Here is a 16,801-nt window from a genome sequence, read left to right as displayed (position 1 = left end):
AACCTCGGGCGATGCCAGACGGCGAGGCCGCCGCCGGAATGGACGCCTTCGCGACGCTCTCGTCGCCCGTTCGAAACGCGCTCTCGGAGCGCGGATTCACGACGCCCACCGAGCCGCAGCGCCGGGCGATTCCCCCGCTGACCGACGGGAAACACGGCCTCATCATCGCGCCCACGGGCACCGGAAAGACGGAGACGGCGATGCTGCCGGTCTTTTCGGCCATCGCCGACGCCGAGGGCCGGTTCGGTATCTCGGCGCTCTACATCACCCCGCTTCGGGCGCTGAACCGCGACATGCGCCAGCGGCTCGACTGGTGGGGCGAACAGCTCGACGTCGACATCGACGTTCGCCACGGCGACACCACGCAGTACCAGCGACAGAAGCAGGCCAACGACCCGCCGGACGTGCTGGTGACGACGCCCGAGACGCTGCAGGCGATGCTCACCGGGAAGAAGTTGCGGACGGCGCTGTCGGACGTGCACCACGTCGTCGTCGACGAGGTCCACGAACTCGCGTCGGCGAAGCGCGGCGCGCAGTTGACAATCGGGTTAGAGCGCCTCCGCGAGTTGGCCGGGCCGTTCCAGCGAATTGGGCTCTCGGCGACGGTCGGGTCGCCCGAGGAGGTCGGGAAGTTCCTGACCGGCGACCGACCGTTCGAGGTCATCGAGGTCGACGTGGACAACCGCGTCGAGTTCGAAGTCGTCCGCCCCGAGGTGACGAACGAGGACGAGGCGCTGGCGGGCAAACTCGCCACCGACCCCGAGATAGCGAGCCACGTCCGGACGGTTCGAGATATCGTCCGCGACCACGAGTCCGTGCTCGTCTTCGTCAACACCAGACAGACCGCGGAGGCGCTCGGCTCGCGGTTCAAGGCGCTCGGCGACCCAATCGAGGTCCACCACGGCTCGCTGTCGAAGGACGTTCGCATCGACGTGGAAGACCGCTTCAAGGCCGGCGAGTTGGACGCGCTCATCTGCACGTCGTCGATGGAACTCGGCATCGACGTGGGCCGGGTGGACCACGTCGTCCAGTACAACAGCCCCCGCGAGGTGTCGCGGCTCCTCCAGCGGGTCGGCCGGGCGGGCCACCGCTTGGGCGTCGTCTCCCGCGGGACCGTCGTCACCGACCACCCCGACGACACGCTCGAAGCGCTCGCCATCGCCCGGCGGGCCGTCTCCGGCGAGGTCGAACCCGCCCGCGTCCACCACGGGAGCCTCGACACCGTCGCCAACCAAATCGTCGGCGTCGTCATGGACTACGGTGACGTGTCGGCCCGCCGCGCCTACGAGATTATCACGCGGGCGTACCCCTTCCGCGACCTCGACGAGGACGACTTTCGGGCGGTCGTCCGCGAACTCTCGGGGAACCGCCTCCTCTGGCTCGACGAGGACAAAGACCTCCTCGAAAAGTCCGGCGGCACGTGGCAGTACTTCTACGCCAACCTCTCGATGATTCCCGACGAGGAGACCTACGACGTTCACGACATCTCCTCGCGCCGGCAGATAGGGACGCTCGACGAGAAGTTCGTCCTCAACTTCGCCGCGCCGGGCGCGACGTTCATCCAGCGCGGCGAGATGTGGCGCGTCAACGACGTGGACGAGGAGGAGGCGCAAGTGAACGTCTCGCCCATCGAGGACCCCGGCGGCGAGGTGCCGTCGTGGGTCGGCTCGGAGATTCCGGTGCCCGCGCCGGTCGCCGGTGAGGTGGGCGAACTCCGCGACGTGGCCGCGCCGCAGTTCGAGTCCGGAGCCGACCGCGAGGCCGTCGCCCGCGACATCGCCATGCGCTACCCGACCGACGAGGCCACGGTCCGCTCGGCGCTCGGCCCCATCGAGAAACAGGTCGAAGCCGACGCGCCGATTCCGACGGCGAACAGGCTCGTCCTCGAAGGCTCGCCTCGGAAGGTGACGCTGAACTCGCCGTACGGCCACCGGGTGAACGAGACGCTCGGTCGGCTCCTCTCGGCGCTCATCGGCCAGCGGACCGGCTCGTCGGTCGGGATGGAGGTCGACCCCTACCGCATCGAGTTCGACGTGCCGGGGAAGGTCCGCCCGACGACGTTCGCCGAGGTGCTCCGCGAGACCGACCCCGACCACGTCGAGGCCCTGCTCGAACTCGCGCTCAAGCGGTCGGACTCGCTGAAGTTCACGCTCGCACAGGTGGCCGCGAAGTTCGGCGCGCTCAAGCGCTATCAGGGGAAGGGTCGCTTCGGCGGCGACCGCCTCCTCGCCGCGCTGGAGGACACGCCCGTCTACGACGAGGCCGTCCGCGAGGTGTTCCATACGGACCTCGCCGTCGAGGAGACGGTTGAACTGCTCCGCCGCGTCCGCGAGGGCGACGTGGAACTCGCCGTCGCCCGCGAACCGACCGCCATCGGCACCGGCGGCCGCGGGTCGGGAACCGACCTGCTCGTCCCCGAGAACGCCGACGCGAGCGTCATCGAGACGGTCCGCGACCGGATTCAGAACGACCGCGTGCTGTTGGCGTGTCTCCACTGCAAAGACTGGACTCGAAAGACGAAGGTAAAGCGCGTCCGCGACCCCGTGGCGTGCCCCGAGTGCGGCGCGACCCGCGTCGCCGCGCTCAATCCGTGGGACGAGGAGACGGTGAAAGCGGTCCGCACGCCGGAGAAAGACGACGAACAGGAGCGACTGACGAAGCGGGCCTACCGCTCGGCGAGTCTCGTGCAGGCCCACGGCAAGCGGGCGGTCGTCGCGCTCGCGGCCCGCGGGGTCGGCCCGCACAACGCCGCGCGCATCATCAACAAGCTCCGCGAGGACGAAGACGACTTCTACCGCGACATCCTCGAACGGGAGCGCGAGTACGCCCGAACCCAGTCGTTCTGGGACTGACGGGGTGGATTCCGGTTCGCCCGCTTACTCCTCGATGGCCCACTCGTCGAGAATCTCGGTCGTCGCGGCCGCCAGCGCCTCGAAGTCCTGCATCGAGATGCCGTCGGTGGTGACGAAGACGCCGAAGTCCTCGACGGTGATGCGAACGAGGTAGCCGTTTTCGAACACGCGAATCGTGTACTCGTAGTCGCCGAGTTCGGAGCCGCGGTAGGCGTCCTGGGTCATCTTGAAGTCGTGCCACTCGTTGCCGATAAAGGAGTTCAGGTCGGCCTCCTGTTCGAGGTCCTCGCGGAGGTACACCTGCACGTAGTCGAAGCGGCTGAAGTACGTGAGCGACCGGAGGCTGTCGCCGACGGCCGTGCGGCAGACGGTGACGAGCTTTTCTTTTGCTTCCTCGGGGAGGAGATTGGACATCGCTTCAGCCTGCGCGAGCGAGCGCCAAATAGGCGGCGGCTTCGGCAGCGGGCGGGTGGGAGCTGAGACGCGGCGGTCGTCCGTGACGCCGCTACTCCGACGCGTAGACGTCCCGGTAGTCGCGCTCGCGCCGGATGAGCTCCTCGACGCCGTGTTCGAGGATGTCGGAGCCGAGCGACGTGGCGCGATAGTACGAAAACAGGCCTTCGTCGTCGGCTTGCGACCGTTTTCGCTTCTCGACTAACCCGGCGTCGACGAGTTTACCGAGGTGGTAGTGGAGCGTGTTCGCCTGCACGTCGAGCGCCTCGGCCAGCGCTTTCGGACTTCGCTCGCCGAAGTGGACCAGTCGGTACAGCAGGGTAAAGCGCGTCCGGTCGCCGAGTGCCGCCTGCATGTCGAGGTACTCGTCCAGCGTGAGGACGCTCGTCGGCGGCAGCAACTCGGCGGGGTCCTCGGGCAGCCCGTCCGAATCGACCGGGTCGTTCGTCGCCATCTCGGTTCGCTAGATGGAGCGTATCGAGTTAACGGTTCTTGAGTCGAACTTCGCTGAAAAATCCGAATTTTATATACTAACGTGCGGTACGTGTGCCCATGACGGACGCCATCTCGCGCGACGAGATACGGGCGGCGCTCGGGCGAACGACCTACGACCGGTTTCTCGTCTACGTGATGGGTCCGTACAAGTCGTTCAACCTCAACTACGTCCTTTCGGAGGAGGAACTCGCCGCCATCGACATCGAGGACCTCCCCGGACCGATTCGGAAGCTGTTCGCCGCGCGGGACGAGGTCGACGACGCGCTCGCGCTCCTCCGACGGGTGCAAGGAAGTCTCCGCGCGGACCCGGGTGTCAACGCCTTTCTCGCCGTCGACGTGGACCTCAGCACCGACGAGGTGGACGCCGCCACGCAGTCGCTCGCGTTTGCCGAGGCGAGCAACGCGACCGTGTTCGTGCTGCCGTTTCTCGGCCACAACTTCGGCGTCGGCGAGGAGGCGGGGTCGATACTCGAGCGACTCTCCGAGACGCACGGCGACAGAATCGTCTTCGTCCACGAAGCGACGGTCACGAGCGAGATGATTCGCGCGGCGCGCGCCCGCTGGGACCTCCGCGTCGAGACCTACGACACCGAAGCGGAGCTACGCAAGCGCATCCGACTGTTCGTCGCGGACGTGATGAACCGCGAACTACACGGCGACTTGGGCCGACTGGACTGACGCTTCCGCCGAACCATGTTGATTGCTACTCAGCAGCACATTAAATATAGTTTACACGAGAGCGACGAACGACACGTCATGCCCGACGACGCCCTCGGACTGGCGATGTTGGACCGGGTTCGCGGCTGTCTGCGCGCCCCGTGCGTCTACCGCGCCGGCGACGACGCCCGTGGTACCGCCGGCGACGCGCACATCTACGAGAACTATCTCGTCCCGTCGCAGCGGTGGCCCGCCGCGAAGCGCGAGTTCGTCGACTCGCTTCGGACGCCCGTCCTCGACGTGGGATGCGGCGCGGGCCAGCACGCTCTCGCCGGACAGGAGCGCGGCGAGGTCGTCGCCTTCGACGTGAGCCCGAACGCGGTTCGCGCGGCCCGCGAGCGCGGCGTCGAGGCGGCGGTCGTCGGTGATATGTTCGACCCGCCGGTCGGGGCGAGTCGGTCAGAGCCGTCGGCGGGAGGCTTCGAGACGGTCCTCGCCAACGGGACGCAGGTCGGACTCGCGGGCTCGCTGGACCGACTCGCCGACCTGCTCGCGTCGTTTGCCGACCTCGTTTCGTCCACCGGCGAAGTCGTCGTCGACTCGTACGACCCGACGCGCGTCGACCCCGAGCGCTTTTTCGGCTACCGGCCGGACCCGCGGGAAGGCGTCGCCCGACGGTCGTTCCGCGTCGAGTACGGCGACCTCCGCGGGCCGATGCTCGACTTCGTTCTCGTCTCGCCGGCCCGGCTCCGGGCGGTCGCTACCGAGGCGGGCCTCGACGTGCGCGGGGTGACTGTCCCGAACGCCGAGTCGAGTTACTACCGGGCGCGACTGGCGTGAACCGCGCGGTCCCTGCGGCACTTCGCGGTGGCACTTCGGGGCGAGGTCGTCGCCGGCCGTCTCTTCCCACGCGCTACGGCCTACTCCCAGCGATTGGTCGCCTCGTTGCGCCGCGGAAGGAACGGGAGGAACAGCGCGACGGCGAAGACGATACCCGCGATGGCGAGGTACTCGGGCGACCCGAGGACGACCGCGACGAGCGAGAACACCGATGCCTCGCCGTCGGCGACGGCCGAGACCGCGTCCGCGTCGTTGTTCAACAACACGAGGAACATGAATATGGCCTCGGCGAACGCGACTCGAAGGCCGGCTTTCGTGACCCACCACGTCGCGGAGAGCGGGCCGCCGGTGAGCGCGTCCCACTCTCGGCGGACCTTCCGCCGCCACGCCGCGTTCACGACACACCTCTGTTGCGAGTGAACATGAGACACAGTACGCGGCGAAACGAGATAATCTCGCAGGTGAGCGGGAACGGAGGTTCTCCGGCGGTCGGCCCCGTCAGACCTGTGTCGGCGAGACAGATTCCAGCGCCGCATCGAAGTGCGCGCGGGTGATGCGCACCTCGTCGGCGTGGTCGTTCGCCTCGGTGCCCTCGTAGGCGTCGGCCACGTCCTGAATCGCACGGAGCGCGGCCTCGCGGCAGACCGCGGCCACGTCGGCCCCGGTGTAGCCGTCCATGTGAGCGGCCACGTCGCCGAGGTCCACGTCGGTGCCGAGCGGCTTGTCGCGGACGTGCACGTCGAGGATGGCGCGGCGTGCCTCGATGTCCGGGGCGGGAACCTCGACGTGGGTCTCCAGCCGGCCGGGTCGGAGGAGCGCGGGGTCGAGCGCGTCCCGGCGGTTCGTCGCCGCGAGGACGACGAGGTTCGGGTTGTCGGCGGCGTTGTCCATCTCCGTCAGGAGTTGGGAGACGACGCGCTCGGTGACGCCCGAGTCCGACCCGGCGCTGTCGCGGTCGGTGGCGATAGCGTCTATCTCGTCGAAGAAGACGATGCTCGGGGCGGCTTGTCGGGCGCGGTCGAACACCTCGCGGACGGACTTCTCGGACTCGCCGACGTAGCGGTCCAGCAGTTCGGGGCCGGCGACGTGGATGAAGTTGACGCCGCTTTCGGCCGCGATGGCGCGGGCGAGCATCGTCTTGCCGGTCCCCGGTGGCCCGTGTAAGAGCAGGCCGGTCGGCGGGTCGGTCGAGGCCGCCTCGAACAGCGGCGCGTAGGTCAGCGGCCACGTCACCGCCCGTTCGAGCGTCCGCTTCACGTCGTCGAGACCGCCGACGCCCTCGAAGCCCTCGGTCGGCTGTTCGGCGACGTACTCGCGCATCGCCGAGGGTTCGACCGTCGCCATCGCCGACTCGAAGTCGGCGCGCGTGACGGTCATGTCCGCGACGGCGACCTTCCCGCCACCGTCCCCGCTTCCGCCCCCACCCTCGCGGCGGACGCGCCGGAGCGCGGTCATCGCGGCCTCCTTGGCCAGCGATTCGAGGTCGGCACCGACGAAGCCGTGGGTTCGGGAGGCCAGTCGGTCGATGTCCACGCCCTCGGCGAGTGGCATCCGCCGGGTGTGCACGTCGAGAATCTCGCGGCGGCCCGCCTCGTTCGGGACGCCGATTTCGATTTCGCGGTCGAAGCGACCGCCCCGACGGAGCGCCGGGTCGAGGCTGTCGACGCGGTTCGTCGCGCCGATGACGACCACGTCGCCGCGGGCGTCCAACCCGTCCATGAGCGACAGCAGTTGGCCGACGACGCGGTTTTCGAGGTCGCCGCCGTCGTCGCGCTTCGACGCGATGGAGTCTATCTCGTCGAAGAAGATGATGGCCGGCGCGTTCTCGCGGGCCGACTGGAACACCTCGCGAAGCTTCTCCTCGGACTCGCCTTTGTACTTCGAGAGCACCTCCGGGCCCGAAATCGTGGTGAAACTCGCGTCGACCTCGTTGGCGACGGCCTTCGCGATGAGGGTCTTCCCGGTGCCCGGTGGGCCGTGTAAGAGGACGCCCTTCGGCGGCTCGATGCCGAGATGGGCGAACACCTCGGGTTCGGACAGCGGGAGCTCTATCATCTCGCGGACGAGGTCGAGTTCGTCGTCGAGGCCGCCGATGTCCTCGTAGGTGACGCCCGTCGCCCGGCCGCGGCTCCCGGCGTCGCCGCCGTCGCCGCCGGTCACGCTCTTGACGGCGTCGCGGACGGTCTCGCTTGCGCCCTTCGAACTCGTCGCCGTCACGGAGACCGCCGTCGCGTCGGTGACGCGGACCACGCCCTCAGGCTTCGTCTCGCTGACGACGAGGGCGGCCCCGCCGAGTCGCTCGACGCGGACGCGGTCGCCCTCGCGGAGCGGCCGGTTCCGAAGCTCCGCCTTCACGACCTCCTCGATGGTCTCGCGGTCCACGCTGGTCCGCTCGAAGGCGCTGGGTCCGGCGAGCGTCACCGAGCGCGCGTCCTCGACGGCTATCTTCCTGACGCGGACGCTGTCGCCGATTTTCACGCCGGCGTTGGCCCGCGTGTCGGCGTCGACGAGCATCTCGCCCGCCGCCGCGCCGGGGCGGGCGGGCCACATCTTCGCGACCGTCTCTCGGGACCCCTCGATGACGACCGTCTCGCCGCTGAGCACGCCGAGTTCACGGCGGGCGGCCTCGGGGAGGCGGGCGATGCCGCGGCCCGCGTCGCGTTTCTCCGCGGCGCGGACGACGAGCGTCACCCCATCTTCTGACATACCCCCCGATTCGGTCGCTCGACCCTTGAGGGTTCGCCCGGAGTAACCGTTTTCCGGGACGGCGCGGTAACAATACGCATGGTTGCCACGACGGAGAAAGACGGTGTGACGTGGTACCGATGCGAAGAGTGCGGGATGCTGTTCGACGTGGAGACCGACGCCGAGGCCCACGAGGAGAACTGCGACACGGACAGTCCGTCGTACTTGCAGTAGCGGCGCGCGGCGGGTGCGAGGGCGGCTACACCGGGTCGTGTTCGTCTGCGAGTCGCTCGGCGTGGTCCAGCGATGTCGCACGCTCCCAGCGGACGCGCTCGGCGTCGCCATAGGCGAGCGCCTCCTTCAGTTCGTCGCGGAGGACGCCCACGCCGCGGCCGACGAGGTCGCCGTCCGCGTCGCCGAGTTCGTAGTAGCCGTAGGCTTCCGGGGCCTTTCCGATGGTCCGCTTTTCCAGCGGCTCCCAGCGCTTCCGGAGCATCACTCGGCGACGAACTCGTAGGAGTGCTCGGCCCAGTCGTCCTCGACGAAGACGAACACGCGGCCGCGGGCGACCGCGGGGTCGGCCTCGATTTCGAATCGGTGGCCGGGGACACGCCGGACGAGGACGCCGGGGAACAGCTCTTCTTCTTCGCCCTCGCCGAGGATGACGCGGCCGACGCCGCTCGATTCGAGCACGTCGTCGTGGCTCTTGAGGTCGTTGACGTACATCATGACGCCCTCGGTCTCGGTGGGGTCGGTGACGAGAACGTGGACCTCCTTGCCGGGAGCGGTGGCGAGCGTTCCCGTGACCGCTTCGGGGACGCCCCGGTAGACCGTGGTTCGGTTGTCGATGTACTCCACTTCGACGCCGTAGTCGTGGAGTTCGACGCCGAGTGTGCTCGGGGCGATGTCGCTGCGGGCGCTCATGGCTCACCGTTGCCGCGGGGACGGCAAAAACGTCGCGTCTCGGGTCGACCCGCTGGCGTCGGAATCGAACGCGCCGCCGCCGCGTCGGTCCCCGAACCTACGGGCGAAAACGGCACGGACCGCCACACATAACACGATGTGCCGACCTCCGGCAAGTATGCACGGCCGAGCCACCGCCCTCGGGGCGGGCACCGTCTTGAACGCCCTCGCGACGGCGACCGGCTCCGCGTTCGCCATCGACGCGGAGACCACCGCGTCGGTCGAACTGGACGATTCCGGCGCGGTCCGCGGCAGCATCGCGGAGGCCCCGGACGCCGACACGCGGCTCATCGAGCGCTGCGTCGAGCTTGTGGTCGAGGCGTTCGGCGACGGCGAGGGCGGCACCGTCGAGACCGAAAGCGACCTGCCGATGGCCGCCGGCCTCAAGAGTTCCAGCGCCGCGGCCAACGCGACGGTGCTGGCGACGCTCTCCGCGCTCGGTCGCTCGGTCGGCCCCGGCCCGGACGCCGACATCTCCCGGCTCGACGCCTGCCGGATGGGCGTCCGCGCCGCCCGCGAGGTCGGCGTCACGGCGACCGGCGCGTTCGACGACGCCTCGGCCTCCATGGTCGGCGGCGTCGTCGTCACCGACAACACCGAGGACGAACTCATCGTCCGCGACGAGGTCGACTGGGACGTGCTCGTGTGGACGCCCCCCGAGCGCGCCTACAGCGCCGACGCCGACGTGAGTCGCTGCGAGAACGTCGCCCCGATGGCCGACCTCGTCGCCGACCTCGCGCTCGAAGGCCGCTACGCCGAGGCGATGACCGTCAACGGCCTCGCCTTCTCGGCCGCCCTGGACTTCCCGACCGACCCCGCCGTCGAGGCGATGCCCATCGCCGACGGCGTCTCGCTGTCCGGGACCGGCCCGAGCGTCGTCGCCGTCGGCGACCGCGCCGACCTCGAACGCGTCAGAGAACTGTGGGACGCCCGCGACGGAGAGACCCGACTGACGACCACCCGAACCGACGGAGCACGAATCCAATGACAGACGACACCGACACCGCAGCCGAACCGTTCCAGGACATGTCGCTCGACGAACTCCGCGAGGAGATAGAGGATATCGACCGCGGCATCGTCGAACTCATCGCCCGCCGGACCTACGTCGCCGACACCGTCGCGCAGGTCAAAGCCGAGAAGGACCTGCCGACGACCGACGAGTCCCAAGAAGAGCGCGTGATGGAGCGCGCCGGGCAGAACGCGGCCCACTTCGAGGTCGACTCGAACCTCGTGAAGGCGATTTTCCGGCTGCTCATCGAGATGAACAAGGCCGAACAGCGGCAGAATCGGTAGCCGATTTCGGGGTTCTAAGGCCGCACATCGGAGTTTTGTTAGTTGACTCTTCTTTGGGCGGCTGTTCTGTTGTTCCTCGGTCGTTCACGAGGACACGGTACCCACGGACCTCACTCGCGAGTCACCAACTCGGGAAGTGAGATTCGCTTCGGCGAGTCCGGGACGAGCCACGCCGGGACGACTCGCGTGAGAGTGACCATCCCGACCAGTTCGACGAGCGTCTGCGTCACGACGACCGCAGGTACCAGTCGGTACCCCGCCGGAAGCGCAAGTGCAAGTGGGAGGACGACCAGCGAGTTACGGGTGACCGACGTGAACACGAGCGCCCTGCCCTCCCCGGCATCCATCTGCAAGACTCCCGCCGCGAGTCGTCCGAGTATCGACATGACGACGAGGAAGGCGACGTACACCGGAATGACGACTGCAATCTGCTCGATCGAACTCTGCACCCGGGGAAGCTGTGACGCGATGACGACGAACAACGTCGCGCCCATCATCGGAACCGGTAACCACCCCATCGTCTCCTGCCACGCGTCGCCCCTCGACGACCGTTCCGCCCACGCTTCGGTAAGCCACGCGAGCGTCAACGGGAGCGCGATGAGTACCAGAAACGCCTCGACGAACGGCCCCGGTTCGATGACCGCTGCGACCGTCGAACCCATGAACAGCCACAGGTACAACGGGAGCAACAACAGTTGGACGAGCATCAGGGCCGGGGTCGTCGCTGTAACCTGCTCGGCGTCGCCGCCTGCGAGTTCGGTGAAGGTGATTACGTAGTCGATACACGGCGTCAGAAGCACCATGAACGCACCCACGAGGATGACTGGTCGCTGGGGGAGGAACCGAGTGAGTCCCCAGACGACGACGGGGACGACCAAGAAGTTCATACCCAGTGCCGCCGCGACAAACCGCCCGTTCCGAAACGCGCGACGGAGTCGAACGAACGGAATTTCGAGGAACGTGACGTAGAGCAGGGCGGCCAGTACCGGGTCGATGAGCGACTCGGAGAGCGGGGCCGAGTTCGGAAGATAGACGCCGACTCCGACGGCCAAGAGAACGAAGCCTGCATAGACGGCAACTTGATGCCGTTGGAGCCACCGCTTCGAGTTCATCTACTGGCTGATTCGTTCGTTGCCGGTAAACCATCGTCGCTCCCCCGTGTCAGACAGGAAGCGGCGAAGTAGACGGAATCTATCACACCAAGTGGGGACTTGACAGGCCGAACAGCGGCAGAATCGGTAGCTCGGCGCGCCGCGGCCAACCCACTCGAACTCGGCACCGACAGCGCACGGCGTTCGAACCGAGACTAATCCGAGGCGAGACGCGACGCCGCGTCACTCCCGGATAACCATCACCTTCACCCGGCGGACCGCGTCGAAGTCCCGGAGTCGGTACGTTAGCTCTCGGACGCGCTCCGCGGGGCCGCGGCAGAACAGCGATTCGAGACACCACTCGCCTTGGTGGGTGTGGCTCGTGTTGAGGATGACGTCCTGAAACTCGTGTTGCGCCCCGTGCAGCTCGCGAATCACGTCGTGGTGGCGGTAGTCGAAGCCGACGAGCGCGACGACCTCGCCGGACACGTCTTCGAGCCGGGCGTGGGACTCGATGAACTCCTGCATGGCCTCTCGAACCGCCCGCGACCGGTTTTCGATGCCCTCGTCGCGCCACGCCCGGTCGAACTCCTCGACCAGTTCGTCGGGGATGTTGAAACTCGTCCGCATCGGTTCGAACTGACGTGCGCAGCTACAAGAGTTCCCGTTATGACGACACCCCCGGTTCGGTATTAACAACCCCTATACCCCTCGTTTTCCACGAATACGGTAGTACATGGCCTCGAACGAACTGCTCGGACTCGTCGTCGGCGCGGTGGCTCTCGGGGCCATCCACGGCGTCGAACCGGGTCACGGCTGGCCCGTCGCGGCCTCGTACGCGCTCGACCAAGCGAACAAGTGGGTGTACGGGTTCGCAGCGAGTTTCATCCTCGGAATCGGCCACCTCATCAGCAGTATCGCGATGGTGGGCGTGTTCTTCTACGCGAAGGAGTACTTCGACCTCACGCAGGTCAACGAGCCGATTACGATACTCGGCGGCGTCCAAATCGGTGGACAGGTCAGCCTCGTGGCCGGCGTCTTACTCATCGCACTCGGTGTCCGCGAGTACTACCACGGACACGCTCACGGGACTCACGGGCACGACGACGGAGAGGAGCACGCTCACGACCACGACCACTCACACGAGGGCAGTCACTCGCACGACGATGGCCATTCGCACGACCGCGGGCACTCACATGACCACGATGACCACAGCCACGACGGCCACACTCACGGTCACGATGACGGCGGGTTGTTCTCCCGCCTGAAAGCGTTCGTGCCCTTCGTCGGCGGGCACTCCCACTCTCACTCACACGGCGACCTCGACGAAGCCGCGGACCGCGGCCTCCTCGGCATCGCGTGGTTCGCGTTCGTCCTCGGGTTCGCCCACGAGGAGGAGTTCGAGATTATCGCGCTCTGTGCCGGGTCGAACTACTGCCTCGAACTGATGAGCGCTTACGCCATCACCGTCGTCGTCGGCATCGTCGGACTGACGATGTTGCTGATCGCCGGCTACCAGCAGTACGAAGACGAGGTCGAGAAGTACACGCCGTATCTTCCGGCGTTCTCCGCGGCCGTGTTGGTCCTGATGGGTCTCGGCTTCATCACAGGGCTGCTCTAATCGGTGACGGGTAGTCGGCACCAACGTTGATTGCGCCGGCGGGCCATTCAGGACGGGCGATAGACGTATCACCCGGCGACGCATCGAAGCGGCCACGAGGTGATGTCTATTAACCACGACAATCGGAATCTTCGTCCGCGGACTCGTTCTCGGCGTCTCGATAGCCGCGCCGGTCGGACCAATCGGCGTCCTGTGCATCCAGCGAACGCTTTCTAAGGGCCGTCTCTCGGGCTTCGTCAGCGGACTCGGAGCGGCGTCCGCGGACGCGGTCTACGGGGCCATCGCGGGGTTCGGCCTCGCCGCGCTCTCGTCGGTCCTGCTCGGACACCGCAACGGAATCGCCCTCGCTGGCGGGGGAATCCTCCTGTACATCGGCTTCCAGTCGATTCGAGGCGACCCCGAGTCGGTCGAGTCGGCACCGACGGCGGACTCGTCTTCTGTAAGTACGCCGGCCAGCGACGCCCGGACACTCGTCGCCGACTTCGGGTCGACGTTCCTCCTGACGCTGACGAACCCGGTGACGATACTCGCCTTCGTGGGCATCTTCGCCGGCTTGGGCGTCGGCGTCTCGGGCGACTACCTCGCGGCGGCGGTCCTCGTCGCGGGCGTCTTCGCCGGGTCGGCGCTCTGGTGGTTCGTCCTGAGCGCCGCCGTCGACCGCGTCCGGGAGCGAGTCACCCCGGCGGTCCTCCGGCGGGTGAACCAACTCGCGGGCGTCGTCATCGTCGGGTTCGGGGTCGCCGCGCTCTGGAGCGGCCTGTAGCGCGCCGCCTCAACCTCTACTCCGCGCCCGCCGGCCGCCTCGAACGCGCCGTTCGCCGTCATCTCCATATCGTTGGCGACCGTAGGCGTGCGTGAGATGCCCACGCACAAAGCTGAGACGACGTGGACCGGTGGCAAAGACGGTAGCGGCGAGTTCTCGACGGAGAGCGGGACCGTCGAGGGGACGTTCACGTTCCCGACGCGGTTCGAGGACGAACCCGGGTCGAACCCCGAGGAACTCATCGGCGCGGCCCACTCCGGCTGTTTCTCGATGCAGTTGACCGCGTTCCTCGAAGGTGAGGGCTACGCGCCGACGAGCCTCCACACCGCGGCCGACGTGCACCTCGACCCGGCCGACGGCGGCGGCTTCGAAATCTCTCGCATCGACCTGACGCTCGACGCCGACGTGCCCGACATCGACGAGGAGACGTTCGCCGAACTCGCCCAGCGCGCGAAGGAGAGCTGTCCGGTGTCGAAGGCGCTCGCCGGGCCGGAAATCACGCTGACCGCGACGCTCGCCTGAGCGGGCGCGTCGAATCCGGCATCGCGTCCGGCGTCGCGAACCGACCGAGTCGACCGCGCCCTCGGCTCAGCGGTTCGACTCGAACCAGTCTTCGGCGAAGTCGACCAGCGCGGGCTGGTCGAGGAGCGTCGCCTGCGCGGCCGCGACCGACCCGTCTGTCGCGCCGACGGCCGTCTCGAACGCCTCGCCGACTTCCTCGAAGTCGTCGGTCTCGACTTCGATGTCCTCGTACTCGACGACGACGCGCTCGCCGTCTCGGAGCAGCGGCGCGCGCTCCGTCGTCCGCGTCTTTTCGAAGTCCGCGCGGTGTTCGGCGAGGTGGAGCGAGGTGTCGTTCCCGTGGCCGACGCCGAGCAGGAGCACGTCGCCGCCGCGGTCGTACACCCGAGCCAGCGGTGACCCGTCGCCGAGGCCGTAATCGAGTTCGTGGTCAGCGGCTATCGCTTCGGCAGCCGCGCCCCACGCCGCGAAGGAGACCGTCGGATGCTCGCTGCGGACGACGCCGGGGTAGTTGCGGAAGCACTCGGGTATCGCGCCCATTCCGCGGGTGGGCGTCACGTCGGGGCGGAACGGCGGCATCGACTCGCCGATGGTTTCCACCCAGTCGTCGGGGACCGGCGGGTTCTCCCACGCCGACGGGTCGGTGTACTGGCCCGTGTGGGTCGGCATGACCAGCGTCCCGTCGTCGGTCAGCACCGTCTGGAGGGCGTCCACGACCGCTTGCGGGCCGCCGGCGACCCAGCCGATCGAACTGAGCGACGAGTGCACGAGGAGGGTGTCGCCGGCCGCGACGCCGAGCGAGCGGAGGTCCGCGGCGAGCGACTCGACGGTTCCCGGCTCGTCGACGCGCTCGACCGCATCTGCTTCGGACATACGCGTCCGTCGGCCGGCCCGGGATTCAATCTTTGGTGTCGGCCGACCGAAAGGACCAGGTTCGCCCCCGGCGACGCGTTCGACATGTCACGCGTCTCCGCCCGCGACGCCCTCCGCTACGCGACCGAAGACGACGCCATCGCGCTGTTTGCCGTCATCGCCGGCGGCTGGGTGTTGCTAGCCGTCGGCAGTTTCGCCCTCGCAGGCTACGGGTTCGGGCTGATGTTCGCTCTCGGAATCGTCGCCTCACTCGCCGGGGCGCTCGCGATGTTCGCCGGGGGCGTCGGCCTCGCGTACAAACTGCTGGTGGACAGTCGCTGGGCGGCGGAGTGAGAAATCAGTTCACCGCCCGAGAGAAGCCGACGAAGACCACGTAACAGAGTCCGCCCATCACGAGAAAGACGAACTGGTAGCCGGTGTTCGAGACGATGTCGGCGACCGACTGCGCCGGGCGGAGCAGTTTCAGCCACAGAACCATGCCCGCGCCGAGCATTCCGACAAGCCAGAGACCTCCCAAGAGCGGCCGCTGTTTCAGATAGTCGTTGAGCTCGTCACGGTTCATGACATTCAAATGACAGTAATCATATAAAAAGGCGACGGTGAGGCTCGGGCCGCATGCGTGGCGCATCGCGCGAGTCGCCGCGGTCGACAAGACCCTCCGAAGGGCGGACCTCAGAAGAACTGTTCGAACAGCCGTCCGAGGAGGAGGATGACGAGCGGGATGCTAAACAGCACCGCGATAGTGACGAGAAAGCCGGTGACGCTGCCCGACTCGGCGGCTTGGAGAAACGGGGTCATCGGTCTCGTCGGCGTTTCAGGACCCTCGGATATACGCTTTGTTGCCACCGGACGACGCTCGACGCTCGGCCTACTCCAGATACGTCTCGGCGAGCGCGTCCAGCGCCTCGTGGCGGTGGGTCGTGTGCGGCGCGGTCAGCGGCGAGACCGACACGCGGCCCTCAACGACGGCCCGGCGGTCGGTGCCGTCGGGGTCCGGGATGTCGCCGGTTCGCATCCGCTCCCAGACGCGGTCGTGGAGCTTCACGGTCCCGTTTTCGAACTCCGCGGTCATGTCGTACAGCTCCGAGGGAACCGTCACCTGCATGTCCGCGGGGTCGCCGCTGGGGTCGCGCATGGGCGCGTTGACGTTGAGGTAGTCGCACTGGTCGAAGACGCCGGCCGGCTCGGCGTGTTTGACGAGGTACGAGGCCGCGTGGGTCGCCTCGCGGAAGTCCCGCGGGTCGGTCGCCTTCTCGTGCCACGGCAGGTCGCCGCCGGCGGGGACGTACAGCGAGAGGGCGATGGCGGGCACGTCGAAGAACGCGGCCTCGACGGCGGCGCTGACGGTTCCCGACCGGCCGAGGACGTACGCGCCGATGTTGGCTCCCTTGTTGATGCCGGAAACGACCATGTCCACGTCGGGACACAGCGCCTCCAGGCCGGCGACCGTGCAGTCGGCTGGCGTCCCCTCCAGCGCGTAGCCGAGTTCGTGCTCGGTGACGACCGCGTCGGTGGACATCTTCCGGCCGACCGCGCTCTGGTCCGTCGCGGGCGCGACCGCCGTCACGTCGGCGAACTCCGAGAGGGCGTCGTAGAGCGCGCGGAAGCCGACGCTCTCGATGCCGTCGTCGTTGGTGAGGAGGATGCTGGGTTCGCTCATGGTCCGACTGGGGACGGAGCGCGCAAAAAGCCA

General features: G+C 67.8%; 22 protein-coding genes. 10 read left to right on the top strand and 12 right to left on the bottom strand.

Annotation, left to right across the window (positions count from 1 at the left end):
• Positions 1-11 precede the first annotated feature (11 nt).
• Positions 12-2,852 (top strand): DEAD/DEAH box helicase, encoded by a 2,841-nt coding sequence (locus C457_RS06820; protein WP_008093118.1) that lies wholly within the window; start codon positions 12-14, stop codon positions 2,850-2,852.
• 24 nt (positions 2,853-2,876) lie between these two features.
• On the opposite strand, the gene C457_RS06815 is transcribed toward C457_RS06820, so the two are convergent.
• Positions 2,877-3,266: a DUF7522 family protein gene (locus C457_RS06815; RefSeq protein WP_004977200.1), complete on the bottom strand. Its 390-nt coding sequence runs from the start codon at positions 3,264-3,266 to the stop codon at positions 2,877-2,879.
• Positions 3,267-3,357: 91 nt separating this feature from the next.
• Complete coding sequence (locus C457_RS06810; RefSeq protein ID WP_008093115.1) at positions 3,358-3,759, bottom strand: ArsR/SmtB family transcription factor; 402 nt, start codon at positions 3,757-3,759, stop codon at positions 3,358-3,360.
• 98 nt (positions 3,760-3,857) lie between these two features.
• Here C457_RS06810 and C457_RS06805 point away from each other — a divergent pair, with 98 nt between their 5' ends.
• Positions 3,858-4,478 carry a DUF7509 family protein gene (locus C457_RS06805; protein WP_008093113.1) on the top strand — a complete coding sequence of 207 codons (621 nt, stop codon included), beginning with the start codon at positions 3,858-3,860 and terminating at the stop codon, positions 4,476-4,478.
• Between the two features lie 78 nt (positions 4,479-4,556).
• Positions 4,557-5,297 carry a class I SAM-dependent methyltransferase gene (locus C457_RS06800; RefSeq protein ID WP_008093111.1) on the top strand — a complete coding sequence of 247 codons (741 nt, stop codon included), beginning with the start codon at positions 4,557-4,559 and terminating at the stop codon, positions 5,295-5,297.
• Positions 5,298-5,377: 80 nt separating this feature from the next.
• Here the strand turns inward: C457_RS06800 and C457_RS06795 are convergent, their stop codons facing one another.
• Positions 5,378-5,695, bottom strand: coding sequence for a hypothetical protein (locus C457_RS06795; protein ID WP_008093110.1), 318 nt, complete (start codon positions 5,693-5,695; stop codon positions 5,378-5,380).
• Between the two features lie 100 nt (positions 5,696-5,795).
• The gene (locus tag C457_RS06790) at positions 5,796-8,003 is read right to left on the bottom strand and encodes a CDC48 family AAA ATPase (RefSeq protein ID WP_008093108.1); all 2,208 of its coding nucleotides are present in this window, start codon (positions 8,001-8,003) and stop codon (positions 5,796-5,798) included.
• A gap of 78 nt (positions 8,004-8,081) precedes the next feature.
• On the opposite strand from C457_RS06790, the gene C457_RS21030 reads away from it, so the two are divergent.
• Positions 8,082-8,216 (top strand): DUF7128 family protein, encoded by a 135-nt coding sequence (locus tag C457_RS21030; RefSeq protein WP_008093105.1) that lies wholly within the window; start codon positions 8,082-8,084, stop codon positions 8,214-8,216.
• Between the two features lie 25 nt (positions 8,217-8,241).
• Here the strand turns inward: C457_RS21030 and C457_RS06780 are convergent, their stop codons facing one another.
• Together C457_RS06780 and C457_RS06775 are read right to left on the bottom strand one after the other, a co-directional pair.
• On the bottom strand, positions 8,242-8,478 hold the full coding sequence (locus C457_RS06780) for a DUF7508 domain-containing protein (RefSeq protein ID WP_008093103.1): 237 nt from the start codon (positions 8,476-8,478) through the stop codon (positions 8,242-8,244).
• Positions 8,478-8,906, bottom strand: a complete 429-nt coding sequence (locus C457_RS06775; protein WP_008093101.1) for a DUF5796 family protein — start codon at positions 8,904-8,906, stop codon at positions 8,478-8,480. The genes C457_RS06780 and C457_RS06775 overlap by 1 nt, the downstream gene beginning before the upstream one ends.
• A gap of 157 nt (positions 8,907-9,063) precedes the next feature.
• Here C457_RS06775 and C457_RS06770 point away from each other — a divergent pair, with 157 nt between their 5' ends.
• Complete coding sequence (locus C457_RS06770; RefSeq protein WP_008093099.1) at positions 9,064-9,933, top strand: shikimate kinase; 870 nt, start codon at positions 9,064-9,066, stop codon at positions 9,931-9,933.
• Positions 9,930-10,238 (top strand): chorismate mutase, encoded by a 309-nt coding sequence (locus C457_RS06765; protein ID WP_004977216.1) that lies wholly within the window; start codon positions 9,930-9,932, stop codon positions 10,236-10,238. Before C457_RS06770 ends, C457_RS06765 begins: the two co-directional genes overlap by 4 nt.
• 110 nt (positions 10,239-10,348) lie before the next feature.
• Here C457_RS06765 and C457_RS06760 read toward each other — a convergent pair whose 3' ends face one another.
• Positions 10,349-11,350, bottom strand: coding sequence for an arsenic resistance protein (locus C457_RS06760; protein ID WP_049913420.1), 1,002 nt, complete (start codon positions 11,348-11,350; stop codon positions 10,349-10,351).
• 222 nt (positions 11,351-11,572) lie between these two features.
• Positions 11,573-11,959, bottom strand: coding sequence for a CopG family ribbon-helix-helix protein (locus C457_RS06755; RefSeq protein ID WP_004977218.1), 387 nt, complete (start codon positions 11,957-11,959; stop codon positions 11,573-11,575).
• 106 nt (positions 11,960-12,065) lie between these two features.
• Here C457_RS06755 and C457_RS06750 point away from each other — a divergent pair, with 106 nt between their 5' ends.
• From C457_RS06750 to C457_RS06740, 3 genes are all read left to right on the top strand, one after another.
• Positions 12,066-12,950: a hypothetical protein gene (locus tag C457_RS06750; protein WP_008093093.1), complete on the top strand. Its 885-nt coding sequence runs from the start codon at positions 12,066-12,068 to the stop codon at positions 12,948-12,950.
• A gap of 121 nt (positions 12,951-13,071) precedes the next feature.
• On the top strand, positions 13,072-13,713 hold the full coding sequence (locus C457_RS06745; RefSeq protein WP_338036216.1) for a LysE family translocator: 642 nt from the start codon (positions 13,072-13,074) through the stop codon (positions 13,711-13,713).
• A 96-nt stretch (positions 13,714-13,809) separates the two neighbouring features.
• Positions 13,810-14,235: an OsmC family protein gene (locus C457_RS06740; RefSeq protein ID WP_008093087.1), complete on the top strand. Its 426-nt coding sequence runs from the start codon at positions 13,810-13,812 to the stop codon at positions 14,233-14,235.
• A 66-nt stretch (positions 14,236-14,301) separates the two neighbouring features.
• Here the strand turns inward: C457_RS06740 and C457_RS06735 are convergent, their stop codons facing one another.
• A complete protein-coding gene (locus C457_RS06735; protein WP_008093085.1) occupies positions 14,302-15,108 on the bottom strand; it encodes an aminoglycoside N(3)-acetyltransferase in 807 nt (268 codons plus the stop codon).
• A gap of 84 nt (positions 15,109-15,192) precedes the next feature.
• On the opposite strand from C457_RS06735, the gene C457_RS20865 reads away from it, so the two are divergent.
• The gene (locus tag C457_RS20865; RefSeq protein WP_008093083.1) at positions 15,193-15,441 is read left to right on the top strand and encodes a hypothetical protein; all 249 of its coding nucleotides are present in this window, start codon (positions 15,193-15,195) and stop codon (positions 15,439-15,441) included.
• Positions 15,442-15,445: 4 nt separating this feature from the next.
• Here C457_RS20865 and C457_RS06725 read toward each other — a convergent pair whose 3' ends face one another.
• The 3 genes from C457_RS06725 to surE all read right to left on the bottom strand — a co-directional run bounded on the left by C457_RS06725 (position 15,446) and on the right by surE (position 16,768).
• On the bottom strand, positions 15,446-15,670 hold the full coding sequence (locus C457_RS06725; protein WP_008093081.1) for a hypothetical protein: 225 nt from the start codon (positions 15,668-15,670) through the stop codon (positions 15,446-15,448).
• A 110-nt stretch (positions 15,671-15,780) separates the two neighbouring features.
• On the bottom strand, positions 15,781-15,906 hold the full coding sequence (locus C457_RS21025) for a hypothetical protein (protein WP_255409901.1): 126 nt from the start codon (positions 15,904-15,906) through the stop codon (positions 15,781-15,783).
• 70 nt (positions 15,907-15,976) lie between these two features.
• Positions 15,977-16,768, bottom strand: coding sequence for a 5'/3'-nucleotidase SurE (gene surE, locus C457_RS06720; protein WP_008093078.1), 792 nt, complete (start codon positions 16,766-16,768; stop codon positions 15,977-15,979).
• Between the last annotated feature and the right edge of the window lie 33 nt (positions 16,769-16,801).

The organism is Haloferax prahovense DSM 18310 (assembly GCF_000336815.1).
In the GTDB taxonomy this organism is placed as follows: Archaea; Halobacteriota; Halobacteria; order Halobacteriales; family Haloferacaceae; genus Haloferax; species Haloferax prahovense.
Note: the sequence above shows the minus strand (reverse complement) of the source record. Positions and strands in the feature narration are given on the sequence as shown.